Annotated in this window: 18 protein-coding genes; 16 read left to right on the top strand and 2 right to left on the bottom strand. The window is 73.4% G+C overall.

Annotated features, from left to right (window positions below; genetic code table 11):
- Window positions 1–5: 5 nt before the first annotated feature.
- Together ABZV94_RS12505 and ABZV94_RS12500 are read right to left on the bottom strand one after the other, a co-directional pair.
- Window positions 6–788, bottom strand: coding sequence for an alpha/beta hydrolase (locus ABZV94_RS12505; RefSeq protein ID WP_356340068.1), 783 nt, complete (start codon window positions 786–788; stop codon window positions 6–8).
- A gap of 63 nt (window positions 789–851) precedes the next feature.
- Window positions 852–1,175: a DUF427 domain-containing protein gene (locus ABZV94_RS12500; protein WP_356340067.1), complete on the bottom strand. Its 324-nt coding sequence runs from the start codon at window positions 1,173–1,175 to the stop codon at window positions 852–854.
- A 66-nt stretch (window positions 1,176–1,241) separates the two neighbouring features.
- Here ABZV94_RS12500 and ABZV94_RS12495 point away from each other — a divergent pair, with 66 nt between their 5' ends.
- The 16 genes from ABZV94_RS12495 to ABZV94_RS12420 form a co-directional block, all read left to right on the top strand.
- Entirely contained in the window at window positions 1,242–1,781 is a 540-nt protein-coding gene (locus ABZV94_RS12495; RefSeq protein ID WP_356340064.1) for a TIGR00730 family Rossman fold protein, read from the top strand.
- Between the two features lie 7 nt (window positions 1,782–1,788).
- Entirely contained in the window at window positions 1,789–2,487 is a 699-nt protein-coding gene (locus tag ABZV94_RS12490; RefSeq protein WP_356340062.1) for an SDR family oxidoreductase, read from the top strand.
- A 31-nt stretch (window positions 2,488–2,518) separates the two neighbouring features.
- Window positions 2,519–3,526: a methionine synthase gene (locus ABZV94_RS12485; RefSeq protein ID WP_356340059.1), complete on the top strand. Its 1,008-nt coding sequence runs from the start codon at window positions 2,519–2,521 to the stop codon at window positions 3,524–3,526.
- A 15-nt stretch (window positions 3,527–3,541) separates the two neighbouring features.
- On the top strand, window positions 3,542–5,737 hold the full coding sequence (gene ligA / locus ABZV94_RS12480) for an NAD-dependent DNA ligase LigA (RefSeq protein ID WP_356340057.1): 2,196 nt from the start codon (window positions 3,542–3,544) through the stop codon (window positions 5,735–5,737).
- 259 nt (window positions 5,738–5,996) lie between these two features.
- On the top strand, window positions 5,997–8,234 hold the full coding sequence (locus ABZV94_RS12475; protein ID WP_356340055.1) for a bifunctional diguanylate cyclase/phosphodiesterase: 2,238 nt from the start codon (window positions 5,997–5,999) through the stop codon (window positions 8,232–8,234).
- Between the two features lie 232 nt (window positions 8,235–8,466).
- The gene (locus tag ABZV94_RS12470; RefSeq protein ID WP_356340052.1) at window positions 8,467–8,961 is read left to right on the top strand and encodes a cupin domain-containing protein; all 495 of its coding nucleotides are present in this window, start codon (window positions 8,467–8,469) and stop codon (window positions 8,959–8,961) included.
- Window positions 8,962–9,054: 93 nt separating this feature from the next.
- The gene (gene gatC, locus ABZV94_RS12465) at window positions 9,055–9,351 is read left to right on the top strand and encodes an Asp-tRNA(Asn)/Glu-tRNA(Gln) amidotransferase subunit GatC (protein WP_004925108.1); all 297 of its coding nucleotides are present in this window, start codon (window positions 9,055–9,057) and stop codon (window positions 9,349–9,351) included.
- A 5-nt stretch (window positions 9,352–9,356) separates the two neighbouring features.
- On the top strand, window positions 9,357–10,859 hold the full coding sequence (gene gatA, locus ABZV94_RS12460; RefSeq protein ID WP_356340051.1) for an Asp-tRNA(Asn)/Glu-tRNA(Gln) amidotransferase subunit GatA: 1,503 nt from the start codon (window positions 9,357–9,359) through the stop codon (window positions 10,857–10,859).
- Window positions 10,856–11,095 (top strand): hypothetical protein, encoded by a 240-nt coding sequence (locus ABZV94_RS12455; protein ID WP_356340049.1) that lies wholly within the window; start codon window positions 10,856–10,858, stop codon window positions 11,093–11,095. The genes gatA and ABZV94_RS12455 overlap by 4 nt, the downstream gene beginning before the upstream one ends.
- A 16-nt stretch (window positions 11,096–11,111) precedes the next feature.
- A complete protein-coding gene (gatB, locus tag ABZV94_RS12450; RefSeq protein ID WP_356340047.1) occupies window positions 11,112–12,626 on the top strand; it encodes an Asp-tRNA(Asn)/Glu-tRNA(Gln) amidotransferase subunit GatB in 1,515 nt (504 codons plus the stop codon).
- 121 nt (window positions 12,627–12,747) lie between these two features.
- On the top strand, window positions 12,748–13,056 hold the full coding sequence (locus ABZV94_RS12445) for a hypothetical protein (protein ID WP_356340045.1): 309 nt from the start codon (window positions 12,748–12,750) through the stop codon (window positions 13,054–13,056).
- Window positions 13,057–13,164: 108 nt separating this feature from the next.
- Window positions 13,165–15,396, top strand: a complete 2,232-nt coding sequence (locus ABZV94_RS12440; protein WP_356340043.1) for an MMPL family transporter — start codon at window positions 13,165–13,167, stop codon at window positions 15,394–15,396.
- Window positions 15,374–15,946 (top strand): GNAT family protein, encoded by a 573-nt coding sequence (locus ABZV94_RS12435; protein ID WP_356340041.1) that lies wholly within the window; start codon window positions 15,374–15,376, stop codon window positions 15,944–15,946. Before ABZV94_RS12440 ends, ABZV94_RS12435 begins: the two co-directional genes overlap by 23 nt.
- 35 nt (window positions 15,947–15,981) lie before the next feature.
- Window positions 15,982–16,575, top strand: coding sequence for a hypothetical protein (locus ABZV94_RS12430; RefSeq protein WP_356340039.1), 594 nt, complete (start codon window positions 15,982–15,984; stop codon window positions 16,573–16,575).
- 256 nt (window positions 16,576–16,831) lie between these two features.
- The gene (locus ABZV94_RS12425) at window positions 16,832–17,011 is read left to right on the top strand and encodes a hypothetical protein (RefSeq protein ID WP_356340037.1); all 180 of its coding nucleotides are present in this window, start codon (window positions 16,832–16,834) and stop codon (window positions 17,009–17,011) included.
- Window positions 17,012–17,148: 137 nt separating this feature from the next.
- The coding region (locus ABZV94_RS12420; RefSeq protein ID WP_356340150.1) for an AAA family ATPase at window positions 17,149–19,889 on the top strand (2,741 nt) is incomplete at its 3' end.

The following is a 19,889-nucleotide window of genomic DNA, read 5'->3' as shown; positions in this document are numbered from 1 at the left end:
AGCGCCTAGCCCGCGAAGAACTCCGCCAGCACCGGCCCCAGCACATCCGGTTCCACCGCGTGGGTCTGGCCCTCCAGGACCCGGTACGTGCCCCGGGGCACCGTCTCGGCGATGTCCCGGGAGGACGCCCGCATCCACTCGGGGCTCGCGCCGCCCGCGACCGCGAGCACGGGCACGCCGATCGAGGCGAGCCGGTCCCGGGGGAGCAGGCCGTCGCCCATGACCGCGTCGTCGTGGGCGAGGCTGGGGGCGACGGTCTCCATGCCGGCCCACATCGGCGACTCCCGGGCACGCTGGATCATGTCCTCGCCGAGGCCCGTCAGGCGCAGGAACAGCTCCACCGCGTCCCCGCGCCGGCCCTCGCCGAGCGCCTTGTTCAGCTGCTCCTTGTAGGTGGCCTCGCGGGCGGCACCGCCCGCCAGGTGGTCGGCGTACGGCACCTCGTACACCGCCGCGCGGGCGACGGGCAGACCGCTCGCCGCCGCGCGCAGGACCAGCGCGCCGCCCGACGAGACCCCGAAGAGCCCCGCCTCGCCGCCCACCGCGTCGATCAGCGCGGCCAGGTCCTCGATCTCGCGGTCGACCTCGTACGGCGCCGTGTCGCCGCTCGCGCCGCGGCCCCGGCGGTCGTAGACGACGGCCGTGCAGCGGTCGGCGAGGCGCTGGGCCAGGGGTGCCACGGTGCCCCCGGTGGACAGGGCGCCGCTCACCAGGATCACCGTGGGTCCCCGGCCGATCACTCCGTACGCGAGGGAGGTGCCGTCGCGGGATGTCGTCTTCTTGTCCATGGCCGTGCAGACTGCCGCACGGCACGGCACTCGTCGGTCACGACACGGCGACGCGGGGGGTGGTCATGCGACCTCGGTGTCGTAGAAGCAGTAGTGGTCCTTGATCTCCGCCACCCCGTCCTTGGGGTCCGGATACGCCCAGACGAGGTCGGGCGCGTCCGGCAGCGACCAGTAGGACGCCGTGCCCTTGAAGGGACACACAGTGTGCGTGTCGGAGGGCGTCAGCAGATCGAGGCGGACGTCCTCGGCGGGGATGTAGTACCGGACCGGGCAGCCCGTCTCGCGCAGCTCCAGCGGCCGGTCGGATTCCGCGAGCACCTGGTCGCCGTGCACCACGCGCACGTGCCGGTCGCTCTTCTGGATCGTGATCGTGTGTCCTTGGGTCATACCGGTTCAGCGCCGGGAAGGGCCGCGCTTCTTCCCGGCCGGCGCGGGGACCGTACGGTAGGGGCCATGAACATCTGCGTCTTCCTGTCCGCCGCCGACCTCGACGAGCGTTACACGCGCCCCGCGCGCGAGTTCGCGGAACTGCTCGGCAAGGCCGGCCACACGCTCGTCTGGGGCGGTTCCGACGTCGGTCTGATGAAGGTGGTCGCCGACGGCGTGCAGGAGGCGGGCGGCAGGCTGCTGGGCGTCTCCGTGGAGTTCCTCGCGAACAAGGCGCGGCCCGGCGCCGACGAGATGATCGTCGCGGGCGACCTCGCCGAACGCAAGAAGCTGCTGCTGGAGAAGGCCGACGCCGTGGTGATCATGGTGGGGGGCACCGGCACGCTGGACGAGGCCACCGAGATCCTGGAGCTGAAGAAGCACGGCCGCACCGAGAAGCCGGTCGTGCTGCTGAACACGGCGGGCTTCTACGACGGCCTGCGCGAGCAGTTCCGCCGCATGGAGGCCGAGGGCTTCCTGCCCCGCCCGCTGGCCGAGCTGGTCTTCTTCGCCGACGAGCCGGTCGGGGCCCTCGCCCACCTGGAGGAGCAGCTCGGCGCCCACTGATGCGAGCATGGCACGCATGGCTACTCATGTGATCACCGGGGCGGGTTCCGGCATCGGCGCGGCCGTGGCCCGCCGGCTGCACGCGCGCGGGGACGAGCTCGTGCTGCACGCGCGCGACGCGGGCCGCGCCAAGGAGCTGGCGGCCGAGTTCCCCGGCGCGCGCACCCTGGTCGGCGACCTGGCGGACCCGGACAGGCTGTCCTGGGCGTTCTCCCACCAGACGCTCCCGGACCGGGTCGACTCCCTGCTGCACATCGCCGGAGTCGTCGACCTCGGCGCGGTCGGTGACCTGACCCCGAAGTCCTGGCGCCACCAGCTCAACGTCAACCTGATCGCCCCCGCCGAGCTGACCCGCCACTTCCTCCCGCAGCTGCGGGCGGCCCGCGGGCATGTGATCTTCGTCAACTCCGGCGCCGGCCTCACCGCGCACGCCGGCTGGTCCGCGTACGCCGCCTCCAAGCACGGCCTGAAGGCCCTCGCCGACTCCCTGCGCCAGGAGGAGCACGCGAACGGCGTCCGCGTCACCTCGGTCTACCCCGGCCGCACCGCGAGCCCCATGCAGGCCAAGGTGCACCAGCAGGAGGGCAAGGAGTACGACCCGTCGAAGTGGATCGACCCCGAGTCGGTCGCCACGACGATCCTGACCGCCCTGGACCTCCCGAGGGACGCCGAGATCAACGACCTGACGGTACGTCCGGGGCGCTGACCTCCCCCGGAGGGTTCCGTAGGCTTCCCTGGTGAGCGAAAACAGCCAGTTCAGGTTCCCAGGAGCCACCGGTGTCGGGTCCCTGCCCGGTGGCGACGCCCGCGAGGCCGCCAAGACCGCCACCGGATCCTTCGAGGACTTCCCGTTCCTCCCGGAGCTGCCCGCGCGCGGGCCCGGCGCCGACATGATCGGCCGGACCGCCGGAATGCTGGTCGAGCTGTACGCGCGCGTGGAGCCCAGCGGATGGCGGATCGGGGACCGGCCGGGCCGGGACACCAAGCGGGCCAGGTCCTGGCTCGGCGAGGACCTGGACGCCCTGGAGGAGTTCACCCAGGGCTACGAGGGCGACCTGAAGGTGCAGGCCGTCGGGCCGTGGACGCTGGCCGCCGCCCTGGAGCTGAAGAACGGCGAGGCCGCCCTGTCGGACCCCGGCGCCTGCCGGGACCTCGCCGCCTCGCTCGCCGAGGGCCTGCGGCTGCACCTCGACGAGGTGCGGCGCCGCGTCCCCGGCGCCCGGATCGTCCTCCAGCTCGACGAGCCCTCCCTCACGGCCGTCCTGCGCGGGCAGGTCCGTACGGCGAGCGGCTACCGGACCCACCGGGCCGTGGACCGGCAGGTCGTGGAGGCGACCCTCCGGGACGTCGTCGGCGCGCACGCCGGCGGGCCGGTGGTGGTGCACTCCTGCGCCCCGGACGTGCCGTTCGCGCTCCTTCGGCGGGCCGGTGCGGCGGCCGTCTCCTTCGACTTCGCACTGCTCACCGAGCGTGACGACGAGGCGATCGGCGAGGCCGTGGAGGGCGGTACGCGCCTGTTCGCCGGTGTCGTGCCGGGCACGGACGGCCCGTTGTCAGACCCTGCCGGTAGCGTCATGGGTGTCAGGACGTTGTGGCGCAGGCTGGGGCTGCACCCGGGGCTGCTCGCGGAGGCGGTCACGGTGACCCCGGCGTGCGGCCTGGCGGGCGCTTCCCCCGCGTACGCGCGCCAGGCGCTCGCCCACTGCGTCCGGGCGGCGAGATCCCTCGCGGACAACCCAGAGTAACGGGAGGACAACACGGTGGCCGGCGACAAGCAAGCGGAGACGACGGCGGTGCCCGCCGAGGCCCGCGACAAGCACGCGCAGCTGGCGGAGCAGGTCGAGGAGCACCGCTTCCGGTACTACGTGAAGGACGCTCCCGTCATCAGCGACGCGGAGTTCGACCAGCTCCTGAAGTCTCTGGAGGCCCTGGAGGAGCGGTATCCGGAGCTGCGCACCCCGGACTCGCCCACCCAGAAGGTCGCGGGGTCGTACGAGACGGAGTTCACGGCGGTCGAGCACCGCGAGCGGATGCTCTCGCTCGACAACACCTTCAACGACGACGACCTGGCCGCCTGGGCCGACCGCATCGCCAGGGAGCTGGGCGACCAGACGTACCACTTCCTGTGCGAGCTGAAGGTGGACGGCCTCGCGGTCAACCTCACCTACGAAAAGGGCCGCCTCACGCGCGCGGCCACCCGCGGTGACGGCCGCACCGGCGAGGACATCACGCCGAACGTCCGCACGATCGCGGAGATCCCGGACCGCCTGGCGGGCGACAAGGTGCCCGATCTGGTGGAGATCCGCGGCGAGGTCTACTTCCCGATGGAGAAGTTCCTCGAACTGAACGAGCGCCTGGTCGCGGCCGGCGACAAGCCCTTCGCCAACCCCCGCAACGCCGCCGCCGGTTCGCTGCGCCAGAAGGACCCGCGGGTCACCGCGACCCGCCCGCTGCACATGGTCGTCCACGGCATCGGCGCCCTGGAGGGCTTCTCGGGCATGACCCGGCTCTCCCAGGCCTACGACCTGCTGAAGTCCTGGGGCCTGCCCACCTCCCCGCACAACCGCGTGGTCGACGACCTCGCCGGCGTACGGGAGTTCATCGCCTACTACGGCGAGAACCGCCACTCCGTCGAGCACGAGATCGACGGCGTCGTGGTCAAGCTGGACGAGATCCGCCTCCAGGGCCGGCTCGGCTCCACCGCGCGGGCGCCCCGCTGGGCGATCGCCTACAAGTACGCGCCGGAGGAGGTCAACACCAAGCTCGTCGACATCAAGGTGGGCGTCGGCCGCACGGGCCGGGTCACGCCGTACGCCCAGGTCGAGCCGGTCACGGTCGCGGGCAGCGAGGTGGAGTTCGCCACCCTGCACAACCAGGAGGTCGTCAAGGCCAAGGGCGTGCTCATCGGCGACACCGTGGTGCTGCGCAAGGCCGGTGACGTCATCCCGGAGATCCTCGGCCCGGTGGTCGACCTCAGGGACGGCAGCGAGCGGGAGTTCGTGATGCCGGGCGAGTGCCCCGAGTGCGGGACGCCGCTGCGGCCCATGAAGGAGGGCGACATCGACCTGCGCTGCCCGAACGCCCGTGGCTGTCCCGCCCAGTTGAGGGAGCGGGTGTCCTATCTCGCCGGCCGGGAGTGCCTGGACATCGAGCACTTCGGCGCGGTGGCCGCCGCCGCGCTCACCCGCCCGCTGGAGCCTGCCGACCCGCCGCTGGTCGACGAGGGCGACCTGTTCGACCTGACGGTGGAGAAGCTGCTGCCCATCAAGGCCTACGTCCTCGACCCGGACAGCGGGCTGCCCAAGCGCGACCCGAAGACCGGGGAGGAGAAGGTCGTCACGGTCTTCGCCAACCAGAAGGGCGAGCCGAAGAAGAACACCCTCGCGCTGCTGGCGAACATCGAGGCGGCCAAGTCCCGTCCGCTGGCCCGCTTCCTGAACGGGCTGTCGATCCGGCACGTGGGCCCGGTGGCCGCGCAGGCCCTCGCGCGTGAGTTCCGTTCCCTCGACCGCATCGAACAGGCGACCGAGGAGGAGCTGGCGGCCACCGACGGCGTCGGCCCCATCATCGCCGCCGCGCTCAAGGAGTGGTTCGCCGAGGACTGGCACCGCGAGATCGTCCGCAAGTGGAAGGCCGCGGGCGTCCCACTGGAGGACCAGTCGTCCGGCGAGGAGGAGGGGCCGCGTCCGCTGGAGGGGCTCACGGTCGTCGTCACCGGCACACTGGAGAACTTCACCCGGGACGGCGCCAAGGAGGCGTTGCAGCGCCAGGGCGCGAAGGTGACCGGTTCGGTGTCCAAGAAGACCTCATTCGTCGTTGTGGGTGACAACCCCGGATCGAAGTACGACAAGGCCATGCAACTGAAGGTTCCCGTCCTGAACGAGGACGGTTTCGGCGTCCTGTTGGAACAGGGCCCCGAAGCGGCGGCCGAAGTCGCGCTTCCGACCGGGGAGTAGCGGTTGAAGGCCACCCGATCGGCGCATATCAGATGCATACGGGTGGCCCGGGCGCATTCGGGCAACCGTCGGAGACCGCTGCCCGTGGAAGCCTTCCGCGGCCTACTGTTGAGGTGTGCGCCTGCCGTGCCCAGCTGCGGCTGGGGCATCTCCGTGCCCGCCGAGGGCGCGGAGAGGGTTTCTTCGACGCGGAGCTGCTGATGGTTGTCGGGCATCGGGCCGCGTGGCGTGGGCACCGCCGGCTGTGAGAGGGACGGGAATGGAACCGACCGAGAGCGCCGCCCCGGACTCATGGCTGCGCCTGCGCCGCCGCGCGGGCGCGTGGCGGGGGTACCGGTGGACCGGACGGGCCGACGGGCGCGCGGCCGCGCAGCCGCGCCCGGCCGGATCGGGCACCGCCACCGACGCCCGCGCGCCCCAGCCCGCCGTCGCACCCGCCCCCGGCCTGGCCGGCGCCGACAGCGAACGGCACCTGTCCTGGCCCGCCCTGCCCGCGGCCGTCGTGGCCGCCGCCGGATTCGTCCTGGGCGCCGGCTTCTACCGCGCCTACACCGGCCACCACGCCCTCTTCCCCGGCGGCACGGTCGGCTGGTCGCTGGCCCTGCTCACCGGCGTCATCGTCGGCCACCTCGTCATGCTGGGCCGCGCCCGCTGGTGGGGCGGCACCGGATCGGGCGCCGCCCTCACCCTCGCCGTCCTGCTGCTGTACGGCTGGCTGCCCGCCGGCCTGGTCAGCCTCACCGTCGTCGTCCTGGTCGGCGTCGCCCGCCGCATCCGCTGGCGGCAAGGGGTGCTGCACGGCGCGGTGGACATCCTCGGCATCGGCGTCGGCGCCCTGCTGCTCGGCGCGTTCGGCCGGGTCCCGAGCGTCGAGGAGCCCTGGCGGCCCGACAGCTGGAGCGTCGCCACGGCACCCGAGGTCGTGCTGGTCGCGGTCGCGTACCTGGCCGTCAGCCGCGGCCTGCTGTGGTACCTGCACGCCCCGCGCGGCGGCGGGGTGCCCAAGGTGGCCCGCACCGCCGTGGTCCGGCAGGGCCTGGTCGCCGTCGCCCTGCTCGGCATCGCGCCCCTGCTGTGCGTCGTGGCCGACGCCCAGCCGGTCCTGCTCCCGCTCTTCGCCATCCCGCTGATCGCCCTGGACTCCACGCTGTGGATGGCCCGCGCCCGCGCCGAGGAGCAACTGCGCGACCCGCTGACCGGGCTGCCCAACCGGCAGTGGCTGCTGGAGCGCATCTGGACGGCCCTGGACGACGCCGACCGCATCGGCGCACGCTCCGCGCTCATGCTGATCGACCTCGATCGCTTCAGGTCGGTGAACGACACCCTCGGGCATCTGGCCGGCGACCGGCTGCTGCTCCAGATCGCCGACCGGCTGCGGCTCGCCCTGCCGCGCGGCGCCGAGGCCGCCCGGCTCGGCGGTGACGAGTTCGCCGTCTTACTGCCCGTAGCCGACTCCACCACGTCGGCGACCCGCGTCGCCCGCGGCCTCGTCTCCGCCCTCAGCTCCCCGCTCGACCTGGACGGACTCACCCTCGTCCTGGAGGCCAGCGCCGGCGTCGCCGTCTTCCCCGACCACGCGCTCGACGCCGAGGGGCTCCTGCGCCGCGCGGACGTCGCGATGTACCAGGCGAAGAGGGACCGTACGGGCGTCGAGGTGTACGAGTCCAAGCGGGACTCCAACACCCCCGACCGCCTCGGCCTCCTGGGCGACCTGCGCCGGGCGCTGGACGCGCACGAGGTCCAGCTCCACTACCAGCCCAAGGTCCGCTTCGACGGACAGGTCGCCGGCCTGGAGGCCCTCGTGCGGTGGGTGCACCCGGAACGCGGGAAGGTGCCGCCGGACGAGTTCATAGCCATCGCCGAGTCCTCGGGGCTGATGCCCCACCTCACCGAGTACGTCCTGGAGACCGCGCTCGGCCAGGTCGCCCGGTGGCGCGCGCAGGGCCTGCGGGTGCCGGTCGCCGTCAACGTCTCCCCGCGCGACGTCCACACCCCGGGATTCGCCGGGTCGGTCGCCGCGCGCCTCGCCCGGCACGGGGTCCCCGCCGGAGCGCTCCAGCTGGAGATAACGGAGCACGTGCTGCTGGAGGACCCGCAGCGGGCCGCCGACACCCTCGCCGGGCTCACCGGACACGGCGTGAAGATGTCCCTCGACGACTTCGGCACCGGGTACTCGTCGCTGGTGCACCTTCGGCGGCTCCCCGTCAGCGAGCTGAAGATCGACCGCTCCTTCGTGGCCCGGCTCGCCGTCGACGCCCAGGACGCGGAGATCGTGCGCTGCACGGTGGACCTCGCGCATTCGCTGGGCCTGCTGGTCGTCGCCGAGGGCGTGGAGGACGACGAGACCTGGGAACGGCTGCGGGACCTGGGATGTGACGCGGTGCAGGGGTGGCTGGTCGCCGCGGCGATGCCGCCCGAGGAGACCACGGCGTGGCTGCTGGCGCGGGGCTCCCGCGGATGGCAGCGGCCGCGCGCCGCGTTGCCCGCGGCCGAGTAGACACCCGCCGGGCGGCTCACGGCCGAGCGGTTCGGGCCCGGCCCGGCGCGCCGCGAAGGGGCCGCTCCGCAGCGCCGGGGGCGCTCGTGCGCGTGCTCCGGCGGCCTGCCGCTCGTCGTCCTGCTGAGGGTCCCGCGCAGAGGGACCCGGACTCCGCCGCCCTCGGGATCCATTCCGCCACCGCGATCGTTGTACCGGCCAGTGCCGCACTGCTCTTCCAGGGGGATGTGTCATGTCGCTGTTCGTGCCCAGGTTCGACGACACCGTGCTCGTCCGGGACGCCGAGGCCGAGGTCGTCGGCGGTGCGCCGGTCGCCGTGAAGCTGCTGGCGGACAGCAGCGCCGGCGGCGGCGCGCTGTCCACCGTCCGCGTCACGCTGGCCGAGGGCGCCGACGGAGCCCGTCCGCATGTGCACCACAACTCGGCCGAGATGTTCTACCTGCTCGACGGCGAGGCCGAGGTCCTCTCCGGTGACGACGTCGTCACCGCCGGGCGCGGCGACCTGATCATCGTGCCGCCGGACCGGCCCCACGCCTTCGCCGCCGTCCCCGGCAGCACCGCCGACCTGCTCATCGTCATCACCCCGGGCGTCGAGCGGTTCGAGTACTTCCGCCACCTCCAGCGCATCCGCCTCGGCGAGGCCACCCCGGAGAGCCTGCTGGAGGTCCAGGACCTGTACGACAACCACTTCCTGAAGAGCGACGCGTGGGAGGGACGGCGCCGGTGAGACCGGGCCCCGGGGAAACCGTTTCACGGTCACGGCGCCCCGCCCCATAGGATTGGGCCCAAACCACACACACTCACCCCAGAGGATCGCTGCATGCCTGGCATCACGCGCGAGGAGGTCGCCCACCTCGCCCGGCTGGCGCGTCTGGAGCTGAAGCCCGAAGAACTCGATCACTTCGCGGGACAGCTGGACGACATCATCGGCGCGGTCGCCCGCGTCAGCGAGGTCGCCGACCAAGACGTACCGCCGACTTCCCACCCGCTCCCGCTGACGAACGTCATGCGGCCGGACGAGGTCCGTCCTTCGCTCACCCCCGAGCAGGCGCTCTCCGGCGCCCCGGCACAGGAGCAGCAGCGTTTCAAGGTGCCGCAGATCCTGGGGGAGGAGTGACCGCCATGACGGACAAGAACAGCATCATCAGGCTCACCGCGGCCGAGACCGCCGCGAAGATCGCCTCCGGCGAGCTGACGGCCGTCGAGGTCACCGAGGCCCACCTCGCCCGCATCGAGGCGGTCGACGAGAAGGTGCACGCCTTCCTCCACGTGGACCGCGAGGGCGCCCTCGCCCAGGCCCGTGCCGTGGACGAGAAGCGGGAGCGCGGCGAGAAGCTCGGCCCGCTGGCCGGCGTCCCGCTCGCGCTCAAGGACATCTTCACCACCGAGGGCGTGCCCACGACCGTCGGCTCGAAGATCCTGGAGGGCTGGATCCCGCCGTACGACGCGACGCTCACCAAGCGGCTCAAGGCCGCCGACGTCGTCATCCTCGGCAAGACCAACATGGACGAGTTCGCCATGGGGTCGTCGACGGAGAACAGCGCGTTCGGCCCGACCGGCAACCCGTGGGACCTGACCCGCATCCCCGGCGGTTCCGGCGGCGGCTCCTCCGCCGCGCTGGCCGCGCACATGGCCCCCCTCGCCATCGGTACCGACACCGGCGGCTCCATCCGCCAGCCGGCCGCCGTCACCGGCACGGTCGGCGTGAAGCCGACGTACGGCGCGGTCTCCCGCTACGGCATGGTCGCGTTCTCCAGCTCGCTCGACCAGGGCGGCCCCTGTGCCCGCACGGTCCTCGACGCCGCGCTGCTGCACGAGGTCATCGCCGGGCACGACCCGCTGGACTCCACCTCCATCGACGCCCCGGTCCCGCCGGTGGTCGAGGCCGCGCGCAACGGCAGCGTCGCGGGCATGCGCGTCGGCGTGGTCAGGCAGTTCCGCGGCGAGGGCTACCAGGCGGGGGTCATCCAGCGCTTCGACGAGTCGGTCGCGCTGCTCAAGGAGCTGGGCGCCGAGATCGTCGAGCTGGACTGCCCGTCCTTCGACCTCGCCCTGTCGGCGTACTACCTGATCGCCCCGTCCGAGTGCTCCTCCAACCTCGCCCGCTTCGACGGCCTGCGCTACGGCCTGCGGACCGGCGACGACGGCACGCACTCCGCCGAGGAGGTCACCTCCCTCACCCGTGAGGCGGGCTTCGGCCCGGAGGTGAAGCGCCGGATCATGCTCGGCACGTACGCCCTGTCGAGCGGCTACTACGACGCCTACTACGGCAGCGCCCAGAAGGTCCGCACGCTGATCAAGCAGGACTTCGACAAGGCCTTCGAGCAGGTCGACGTGATCGTCTCCCCGACGACCCCGACCACCGCCTTCCCGATCGGCGAGCGCGCCGACGACCCGATGGCGATGTACCTCGCGGACCTGTGCACCATCCCGACCAACCTGGCGGGCAACGCGGCCATGTCCCTGCCCTGCGGCCTCGCCCCGGAGGACGACCTCCCGGTCGGCCTGCAGATCATCGCCCCGGTGATGAAGGACGACAGGCTGTACAAGGTGGGCGCCGCCGTCGAGGCCGCCTTCGTGGAAAAGTGGGGTCACCCGCTGCTGGAGGAGGCACCGTCGCTGTGAGCGCACTGACCAAGGCCAAGGGCTTCAAGAAGTCCAAGTCCGGTACGTACCTGTCCATGGCCGCCACCGCGTTCGGCGCGGTCGGCGCCATGAAGCAGATCAAGAAGGCCCGCGCCGAGAACGACACGCTGCGGCTCGTCGACGCCGTCGTCACCGCCGCCGGCATCGTCACCGGCCTCGCCATCCTCTACCGCGAGCTGAAGCGGCTGGGCGACGACGACGTCCTGCTGGGCTGAGAGGGAAGTTTTCACCGTGACCACCACGACCGACCTGGTGTCGTACGAGGACGCGCTGGCGTCGTACGACCCCGTCATGGGCCTTGAGGTCCATGTCGAACTCGGCACCAAGACGAAGATGTTCTGCGGCTGCTCGACGGCGCTCGGTGCCGACCCGAACAGCCAGACCTGCCCGGTCTGCCTCGGCCTGCCCGGCGCGCTCCCGGTCGTCAACGCGACCGGCGTCGAGTCCGCGATCAAGATCGGTCTCGCGCTGAACTGCGAGATCGCCGAGTGGTGCCGCTTCGCCCGGAAGAACTACTTCTATCCGGACATGCCGAAGAACTTCCAGACCTCCCAGTACGACGAGCCGATCGCCTTCAACGGCTACCTCGACGTGCAGCTGGAGGACGGCGAGGTCTTCCGCGTGGAGATCGAGCGCGCCCACATGGAGGAGGACACCGGCAAGTCGACGCACGTCGGCGGCGCCACCGGCCGTATCCACGGCGCGTCCCACTCCCTGCTGGACTACAACCGCGCCGGCATCCCGCTGATCGAGATCGTCACCAAGCCGATCGTGGGCGCCGGCGAGCGCGCCCCCGAGGTGGCCAAGGCGTACGTCCGCGAGCTGCGCGAGGTCATCCGGTCCCTCGGCGTGTCCGAGGCCCGCATGGAGATGGGCCAGATGCGCTGTGACGTGAACCTGTCGCTGATGCCCAAGGGCAGCGACAAGTTCGGCACGCGCTCGGAGACGAAGAACGTCAACTCCCTGCGCTCGGTGGAGCGCGCGGCCCGCTTCGAGATCCAGCGGCACGCGGCCGTGCTGTCCTCGGGCGGCACGATCGTCCAGGAGACCCGCCACTTCCACGAGGACACCGGGTCCACGACCTCGGGCCGGGTGAAGGAGGAGGCCGAGGACTACCGGTACTTCCCCGAGCCCGACCTGGTGCCGGTCGCACCCTCCCGGGAGTGGGTCGAGGAGATCCGGGCGGCCCTGCCCGAGCTGCCGCTGGCCCGCCGCACCCGGCTGCTGGCCGAGTGGGGCATCTCCGCCACCGACATGCAGGCGATCCTCAACGCCGGCGCGCTGGACCCGATCGTCGCCACCATCGACGCCGGTGCCGACGCGGCCTCCGCCCGCAAGTGGTGGATGGGCGAACTGGCGCGCAGCGCCAACGAGTCCGGCAAGGCGCTGGACGAGCTGGCGATCACCCCGCAGCAGGTCGCCCGGGTCACCGAGCTCGTCGCGAAGGGTGACCTGAACGACAAGCTGGCCCGCCAGGTCATCGAGGGCGTCCTCGCGGGCGAGGGCACCCCGGACGAGGTGGTCGACAAGCGCGGTCTGAAGGTCGTCTCCGACGACTCCGCGCTCGGCACGGCCGTCGACGAGGCCATCGCCGGCAACCCGGCCATCGCGGACAAGATCCGCGGCGGCAAGGTGGCCGCGGCCGGCGCCCTGGTCGGCGCGGTCATGAAGGCCACCCGCGGTCAGGCCGACGCCGCCCGCGTCAAGGAACTGATCCTGGAGAAGCTGGGCGTCAGCGAGGGCTGACGAACCGACGGCACACAGCCCCGGAGGGATGCCCTCCGGGGCCGTTCGGCTTGGTGCGGCGTCCCCACTGGCGCCGCCCCGCACCAGGGTGTCCCGGCCGGGGACGGTACGCTCGCCCGCCATGAGTGGACGCACCGATTCCGACATCGAGCCCCCGATAACCGAGGAGCCGGAGGGGTACGTCGAGGACGCCCGGCGGGCACGGTGGACCGCGGCCGGCTCGGGAGCGCTCCTCTGCCTCGCGGGGCTCGCCGCCTCACTGCTGCGGCTCCGCGGTTCCGCGCCCGCCCGGGTCCCCGCCGCCTACGCCCTGGGTGCCGCCGTCTGCGCGCTCGCGGCCGTCCTCGGCTCCAAGGGCCGTACTCGCAGGGCCCTGTGGCTGCTCATCGCCGGGACGATGGTCATGGCGCTCGGGGACCAGTTCGACTGAGGGTCTGTCAGTTCGACCACCACCCCTTCATGTTCTTTGCGGCTTGTCCGGTTTATTGGCGTTTGTTCCCGGCGAAAGATCCCCACATCGTCTTCTGGGAGCACGTCGGTGGCAGACCTCGCGCGTTGGTGTGTCAGGCACCGCCTGATCGCCGCCCTGCTGTGGCTCCTCGCCTTCGGCGGGGCCACCGCGGGCGCCGCCCTGGCCGGTTCGGCGTACTCGAACGACTACGAGGTCCCCGGCACCGAGTCCGGCCGCGCGACCCGGCTGCTCCAGGACGGCTTCCCGGGCCTGGGCGGGGACAGCGACACCGTCGTCTGGCACACCGTCACCGGCACCGTACGGGCGCCCGACGTCGAGCGGACCGTGGCGGGCACCCTGCGCCGGATCGCCGCCCTGCCCGGCGTGGCCTCGGTGTCCGGCCCGTACGGCGGCCAGGGCGCCCACCGGATCAGCGCCGACGGCCATACGGCCTACGCCACCGTCACCTTCGCGCGGCAGGCCGACGACGTCGCCGGAGCCGAGGCCCGGGCCGTCGTGCGCACCGCCAAGGCCGCCGCGCGCGCGGGACTCCAGGTGGAACTGGGCGGCACCGCCATCGGGCTCACCGAGTCCGCGCGCGGGCACACCGCCGAGGCGGTCGGGGTGCTCGTCGCCGCCGTCGTGCTGTTCCTCGCCTTCGGTTCGCTCGCCGCCTCCCTGCTGCCGATCGCCACCGCGCTGGTCGGCGTCGGCACCGCGTACGCCGGCATCGGACTGCTCGGACACGCCATGACCGTGGCCGACTTCGCGCCCGTGCTCGGCATGCTCATCGGCCTCGGCGTGGGCATCGACTACGCGCTGTTCATCGTGACCCGGCACCGGCGCGGCCTGAAGCGCGGCCTGAGCGTCCCGGAGGCCGCGGCGCACGCCGTGGCGACCACCGGACGCGCGGTCGTCTTCGCGGGTGCGACGGTGTGCATCGCCCTCCTGGGGATGCTGATCCTGCGGCTCGGCTTCCTCAACGGGGTCGCCGTGGCGGCCTGTCTGACGGTCGTGCTCACCGTCGCGGCCTCCGTGACGCTGCTGCCCGCCCTGCTGTCGTACCTCGGCCCGTACGCGCTCAGCCGGCGGGAACGGCGCCGGCTCGCCGAGCAGGGGCCGCGCCCGGAACTCCCCACCGGCCTCGCCGCCCGCTGGTCGGCGCTCGTCGAACGCCACCCCCGGCTGCTCGGTTCGCTCGCCCTCGCGGTCGTCGCCGTGCTCGCCCTGCCCGCCCTCTCCCTCCGCCTCGGCACCTCCGACCAGGGCAACGATCCCCGCACCTCCACCACCCGCCAGGCCTACGACCTGCTCACGGCAGGCTTCGGACCCGGCGTGAACGGGCCGCTGACCCTGGTGACACACGTGGACGGCGGCGACGACAAACTCGCCCTCGACAACCTCGACACCACCCTGCGCGCCACCCCGGGCGTCGCCTCCGTCACCCCGGTCACCTACGCCACCGGAGGCGACACGGCGTACCTCACCGTGGTGCCCGACTCCGCGCCGCAGTCCCGGGACACCAGCGACCTCGTGGACCGGCTGCGCACCCGTGTGCTCCCGCGCGCGGAGCGCGGCACCTCGCTCGCCGTGCAGGTGGGCGGTGTCACCGCCGGCTACGACGACTTCGCGGAAGTGATCGTCGGCAAACTGCCGCTGTTCGTCGGCGCGGTCGTCGGGTTCGGCTGCCTGCTGCTGCTGGTCGCCTTCCGCTCGCTGGGCATCCCCGTGAAGGCCGCCGCGATGAACGTCGCCGCCGTCGCCGCCGCGTTCGGCATCGTCGTCGCCGTCTTCCAGTGGGGCTGGGGCAGCGAACCGCTCGGCCTCGGCCGCGCGGGCCCCATCGAGCCCTTCCTGCCCGTGATCATGGTCTCGGTGCTCTTCGGGCTCTCCATGGACTACCAGGTCTTCCTGCTCAGCCGGATGTACGAGGAGTGGCTGCACACCGGCGACAACCGGCGCGCCGTCCGCGTGGGCCTGGCCGAGACGACCCGGGTGATCAACTCCGCCGCGGTCATCATGATCTCGGTCTTCCTCGCCTTCGTGCTCAGCGGTGACCGCGTCATCGCCATGTTCGGCATCGCGCTCGCCTCCGCCGTCGCCCTCGACGCCTTCGTCCTGCGTACGCTGCTGGTGCCCGCCCTGATGCATCTGCTCGGCGCCGCCAACTGGTGGCTGCCCGGCTGGCTGGAGCGCCGCCTGCCGCGCCTCAGCATCGAGCCGTCCGAGTGCCGCGCGGCGCGGAACGGGCCCGGCCGGGTCCCGGTGCACGAACCACGGAAGGAAGAACGGCACGATGTACGCGATACCGCTCGGTGACGGCGCCGAACTGCGGCCCCTGGAGGTCTGGCACGCGGAGGAACTGCTCGCCAACATCGAGCGCGGGCGGGAGTTCATCGGCCGGCACGTCGGGCTGCCCGACGTGGTGTCCGACCTCGACGGCGCCCGTGGCTGGCTGAAGGCGTACGCCGACAAGCGCGGCGCCGACGCCGGCAGCGTGCACGGGATCTGGCTGGCCGGGAAGCTCGTCGGCGGGTTGCTGTTCCGGGTCTGGGACACACCGGGCGGGGTCTGCGAGGCCGGCTGCTGGCTGGAGCCGGCCGCGGCCGGGCGCGGGCTGGTCACGCGCGGGATGCGGGTGCTGCTCGACTGGGCCTTCGAGGAGCGCGGCATGCACCGGGTGGAGTGGTACGTGTCCTCGGCCAACGAGCCGAGCATCAACGTGGCCCGGCGGCTCGGCATGACCCGCGAGGGCGTGCTCCGCGAGAACTACCGGCACCGCGGTGAGCGCACCAGCACGGAGATCTGGTCGGTGCTCGCTCCCGAGTGGCGCGCGGCCCGCGCGCGTGCCGCGCACGACGATCATTAAGGGACCTCTCAGACAGCGTCCGTACGGTGCCAGGCATGGCAACGAAGACAGCGGAAGGCGCCACGAGCGGCACTGAGGCCGGCACCGAGGCGCGCAAGGACGACGAGACGACGACGGCGGCGGCCGATGCCGCCGCCGAGGAGCGGTCCGAGGAGGGGTCCGCCGAGGAGCGGGCCGCGGAGGCCGACGGCGGCGAGGCGGGCGATGCGACGGAAGCCGCCGGCGGCAAGGCGCCCTCCGGGGTCGGCCAGGGCGCCGGCGCCGTCGTCTCCGCCGCGCTGGGCCTGGTCTCGCTCAGCGGCGGCTGGATAGGCACCGTGGCGTCCGCGCGCGAGCAGCTCGTCGGCCAGCTCCAGACGTCCTCCACCGCGAGCGTCGCCAAGCAGATCAAGGAGGTCTACGGCGACGCCTGGCACACCACCGCCCTGTGGGCCGGCCTGTTCGCGCTGGTCGCGCTGATCACCGGCGTGGTCGTGCTGGCCCGGCCCGCCTTCGGCACCCCCGGCCGCCCGCAGGCCGCGTGGATCAAGTCGGTCGCCTGGGCGGGCGTCTCGCTCGGCGTCATCGGGCTGCTGCTCGCCGTCCTGAAGTACTCCGACGCCCTGCTCGGCCTGCCCTCGACCGGCTGAGAAGGGCCGGCGAACCGCCCGGCACCCGCCCGCGACCGGCAGCGGGGGCCGTCCAGGAAGGAACCGTGGGCCTGAGGGGCCTTAGGGCGCGCGTGAGCGACTCGTCGCCGCCCTAAGGCCCCTTAACGCGCGCGTGCGGTCCGCCGGCCGCCCGGAGATGCGGCACTCTCCCGATGTGGCGGACCCCCCTGGGAGACGAGGGTGGAGGCGTCGCGGAAAGCGGCACCCCGCACCGTCTCTCTCCGGAGGAACCGCCATGTACGCCCTTGAACTGCACCGCCTGCGCTCCGCCGAGCTGCGCCGCGCCGCCCAGGAGGAGCGCCTGGCCCGCGAGGCCGTGCGGTCCCGCCGCGCCGGGTCCGCCGACGACGGTGCCCCGGGCGCCGAGCCGCATACCGGCCGCCCCCGCCGGCACCGCGTGCCCCGCACCGCGTGACCCCGCGGTCCGCCGGCACGGCACTGCCCGCCACGGGTACGGCACTGCCCGCCATGGGTACGGCAGTGCCGGCCATCGGTACGACCATCGCACAGGGGCTGTGGAAAACCGGTGCCGGGCCGTTCCGGCCTCGTGCGATGCTCGGGCCCGTGGAGAACAGGTCCGTCAGTCCCGTGTTCGTCGGCCGCACCGACGAGTTGGACACGCTGAACGACGCGCTCGCCCGTGCCGCCGCGGCCGAGCCGCAGGCGCTGCTGCTCGGCGGCGAGGCGGGCGTGGGCAAGACCCGCCTCGTGGAGGAGTTCGCCACCGCCGCCACCCGGCACGGCGCCGTCGTCGCCGTCGGCGGCTGCGTGGAGATCGGCGCCGACGGGCTGCCGTTCGCGCCCTTCTCCGCCGCGCTGCGCGCCCTGCGCGACGCCCTGCCCGAGGAGTTCGCCGCCGCGGCGGCCGGCCAGGAGGAGGAGCTCGCCCGGCTGCTGCCCGACCTCGGCGAGGCCGGCGCCGGCCGCCACGACGAACAGGGCACGGCCCGCCTGTTCGAGCTGACCGCCCGGCTGCTGGAGCGGGTCGCCGCCGAGCACACCGTCGTGCTCGTCCTGGAGGACCTGCACTGGGCCGACGCCTCCACCCGCCACCTCCTCGCCTACCTCTTCCGCACCCTGCGCGCCGGCCGCCTCCTCGTCCTGGCCACCTACCGTTCCGACGACATCCACCGCCGGCACCCGCTGCGCCCGCTGCTGGCCGAACTGGACCGGCTGCGCACCGTCCGCCGCATCGAACTGGCCCGCTTCACCCGCGAGGAGGCCGGCCGCCAGATCGCGGGCATCCTCGCCGCCGAACCCGACCCCGCCCAGGTGGACGAGATCTACGCCCGCTCCGACGGCAACGCCTTCTTCATCGAGGAACTCGCCGTCGCCGCCTCGGCGGGCGGCTGCGCCGGCCTCACCGACTCCCTGCGCGACCTGCTCCTCGTCCGGGTCGAGGCACTGCCCGAGAGCGCCCAGCGGGTCGCCCGCGTCGTCGCCGAGGGCGGCTCCACGGTGGAGTACCGGCTGATCGCCGCCGTGGCCGGGCTCGCCGAGGACGACCTCATCGAGGCGCTGCGGGCCGCCGTCGGCGCCAACATCCTCACCGCCACCCGGGCCGGCGACGGCTACCGCTTCCGGCACTCCCTGGTCCGCGAGGCCGTGGCCGACGACCTGCTGCCCGGCGAACGGTCCCGGATCAACCGCCGCTACGCCGAGGCCCTGGAGGCCGACCCGACGCTGGTCCCGGCCGACGCCCGCGTGATGCGCCTGGCCAGCTACTGGTACCACGCCCACGACGCCGCGAAGGCCCTGCCCGCCGTCCTGTCCGCCGCCGTCGCCGCCCGCCGCCGGCACGCCTACACCGAGCAGCTGCGGCTGCTGGAGCGGGCCATGGAGCTGTGGGACAGCGCCCCCGAGGAGGTGCGCTCCGCCCTGCGCCCCGTCGACTACGCCGAGGTCTACCCTCCGTGCGGCTGCGACCCGGCCACCACCCCGCTGCGCTACCTCGACCTGCTGGCCGAGGCGGCCGTGGCGGGCCGGTTCGGCGGCGAGCGGGAACGCGCCCTGAAGATCACCAAGCGGGCCCTGCGCCTGCTGGAGGACGAACCGGACCCGCTGCGCGCCGCCTGGTTCTGGGTACAGCGGTCCCGGCTGGTCCAAGCCATGGCGCGCGGCGACGGCCGGCAGGAACTGGCCACCGCCCAGGACATGGTGCGCGGCCTGCCGCCGTCCGAGGTGCACGCGGAGGTGCTGGCGGTCGCCGCCAGCTGGTCCATGCAGCGCCGGCCGGGACCCGAGGCCCTGGCCGCCGCCGAGCGGGCCGTGGAGTACGCCCGCATGGTGGGCGCCCGCGAGACCGAACTGGACGCCCGCCTCACCCTGGGCGGGCTGACCGTGGAGTCCGGCGAGCCGGAGGCCGGCCTCGCGCAGATGCGGCAGGTCCTGCGGGACACCCGCGCGGAAGGCATGCACCAGGTGGCGGCCCGCGCCTACGTGAACCTGCCGTCCGTGCTGCAGAGCGTCGGCCGGGACCGGGAGGCCGTCCCCCTGCTGCGCGAGGGCATCGACTTCTGCCGCGCGTACGGGCTGCTGGACTCCGGAGCCTGGATATGGGGCAACCTGTCGGAGGCGCTGTACGCGCTCGGCCAGTGGAACGAGGCCGCCGAGGCCGCCGCGCACGCCACCCGGGTCGGCCACGGAGCCATGCCCCGCGGCGCGGGAGCGCTGCTCCAGGCGCACCTCGCCCTCGCCCGCGGCGACCTCGCCGAGGCCGGCCGGCACCTCGCCGCCTCTCGCGCCTGGTACGGCACCCATGACCCGATGCCCCAGCAGTCCCTGCCCGTGGCCCGCATCGTCCTCGGCGTCGCCGCCGCCGAGGGCCGGATCGCCGACGCCCGCGCGGCACTGCTCCCGGCCCTGGACGCCGGCTTCCCGCCCGGCACCCACCGCTACGGCTGGCCGCTGCTGCTGGCCGCCGCCACCGCCGAGGCCGACGCCCGCGGCCTGCCCGCCGCGCGGCCCGGCCGCTCCGAGACCCTCGACCGCCTCGCCACGGCCGTACGGACCCTCACCACCGGCGTCCCGCTCTGGCAGGCCTACGGTCAGTGGACCCGGGCGGAACTGCTCCGCGCCGAGGGCAGGGACACCGCCGACACCTGGTCCCCGGTCGTCACCGCCTTCGAATGCCTGGACCGGCCCTACGACCTCGCCCGGGTCCGGCACCGCCTCGCCGCGGCGCTGCTGGCCGAGGGCGGCGACGACGAACGCGAGCGCGCCGTGGAACTGCTCCGGCTGGCCGCCGCGGTCGCCGCCCACCTCGACGCGCGCCCCCTCGCCGACGCCGTCGC

Origin of the sequence: Streptomyces sp. NPDC004658 (assembly GCF_040609555.1) — a bacterium.
GTDB lineage: Bacteria > Actinomycetota > Actinomycetes > Streptomycetales > Streptomycetaceae > Streptomyces.
Note: the sequence above shows the minus strand (reverse complement) of the source record. Positions and strands in the feature narration are given on the sequence as shown.

Excerpts from the sequence above, each read along its gene's own strand:
- ABZV94_RS12475 (WP_356340055.1), top strand. The coding sequence starts at position 5,997 with ATGGAACCGACCGAGAGCGCCGCCCCGGACTCATGGCTGCGCCTGCGC.
- ABZV94_RS12495 (WP_356340064.1), top strand. The coding sequence starts at position 1,242 with ATGAACATCTGCGTCTTCCTGTCCGCCGCCGACCTCGACGAGCGTTAC.
- ABZV94_RS12430 (WP_356340039.1), top strand. The coding sequence starts at position 15,982 with ATGGCAACGAAGACAGCGGAAGGCGCCACGAGCGGCACTGAGGCCGGC.
- gatA (WP_356340051.1), top strand. The coding sequence starts at position 9,357 with ATGACGGACAAGAACAGCATCATCAGGCTCACCGCGGCCGAGACCGCC.
- ABZV94_RS12435 (WP_356340041.1), top strand. The coding sequence starts at position 15,374 with ATGTACGCGATACCGCTCGGTGACGGCGCCGAACTGCGGCCCCTGGAG.
- ABZV94_RS12445 (WP_356340045.1), top strand. The coding sequence starts at position 12,748 with ATGAGTGGACGCACCGATTCCGACATCGAGCCCCCGATAACCGAGGAG.
- ABZV94_RS12425 (WP_356340037.1), top strand. The coding sequence starts at position 16,832 with ATGTACGCCCTTGAACTGCACCGCCTGCGCTCCGCCGAGCTGCGCCGC.
- ABZV94_RS12505 (WP_356340068.1), bottom strand. The coding sequence starts at position 788 with ATGGACAAGAAGACGACATCCCGCGACGGCACCTCCCTCGCGTACGGA.
- gatC (WP_004925108.1), top strand. The coding sequence starts at position 9,055 with ATGCCTGGCATCACGCGCGAGGAGGTCGCCCACCTCGCCCGGCTGGCG.
- ABZV94_RS12470 (WP_356340052.1), top strand. The coding sequence starts at position 8,467 with ATGTCGCTGTTCGTGCCCAGGTTCGACGACACCGTGCTCGTCCGGGAC.
- ABZV94_RS12500 (WP_356340067.1), bottom strand. The coding sequence starts at position 1,175 with ATGACCCAAGGACACACGATCACGATCCAGAAGAGCGACCGGCACGTG.
- ABZV94_RS12490 (WP_356340062.1), top strand. The coding sequence starts at position 1,789 with ATGGCACGCATGGCTACTCATGTGATCACCGGGGCGGGTTCCGGCATC.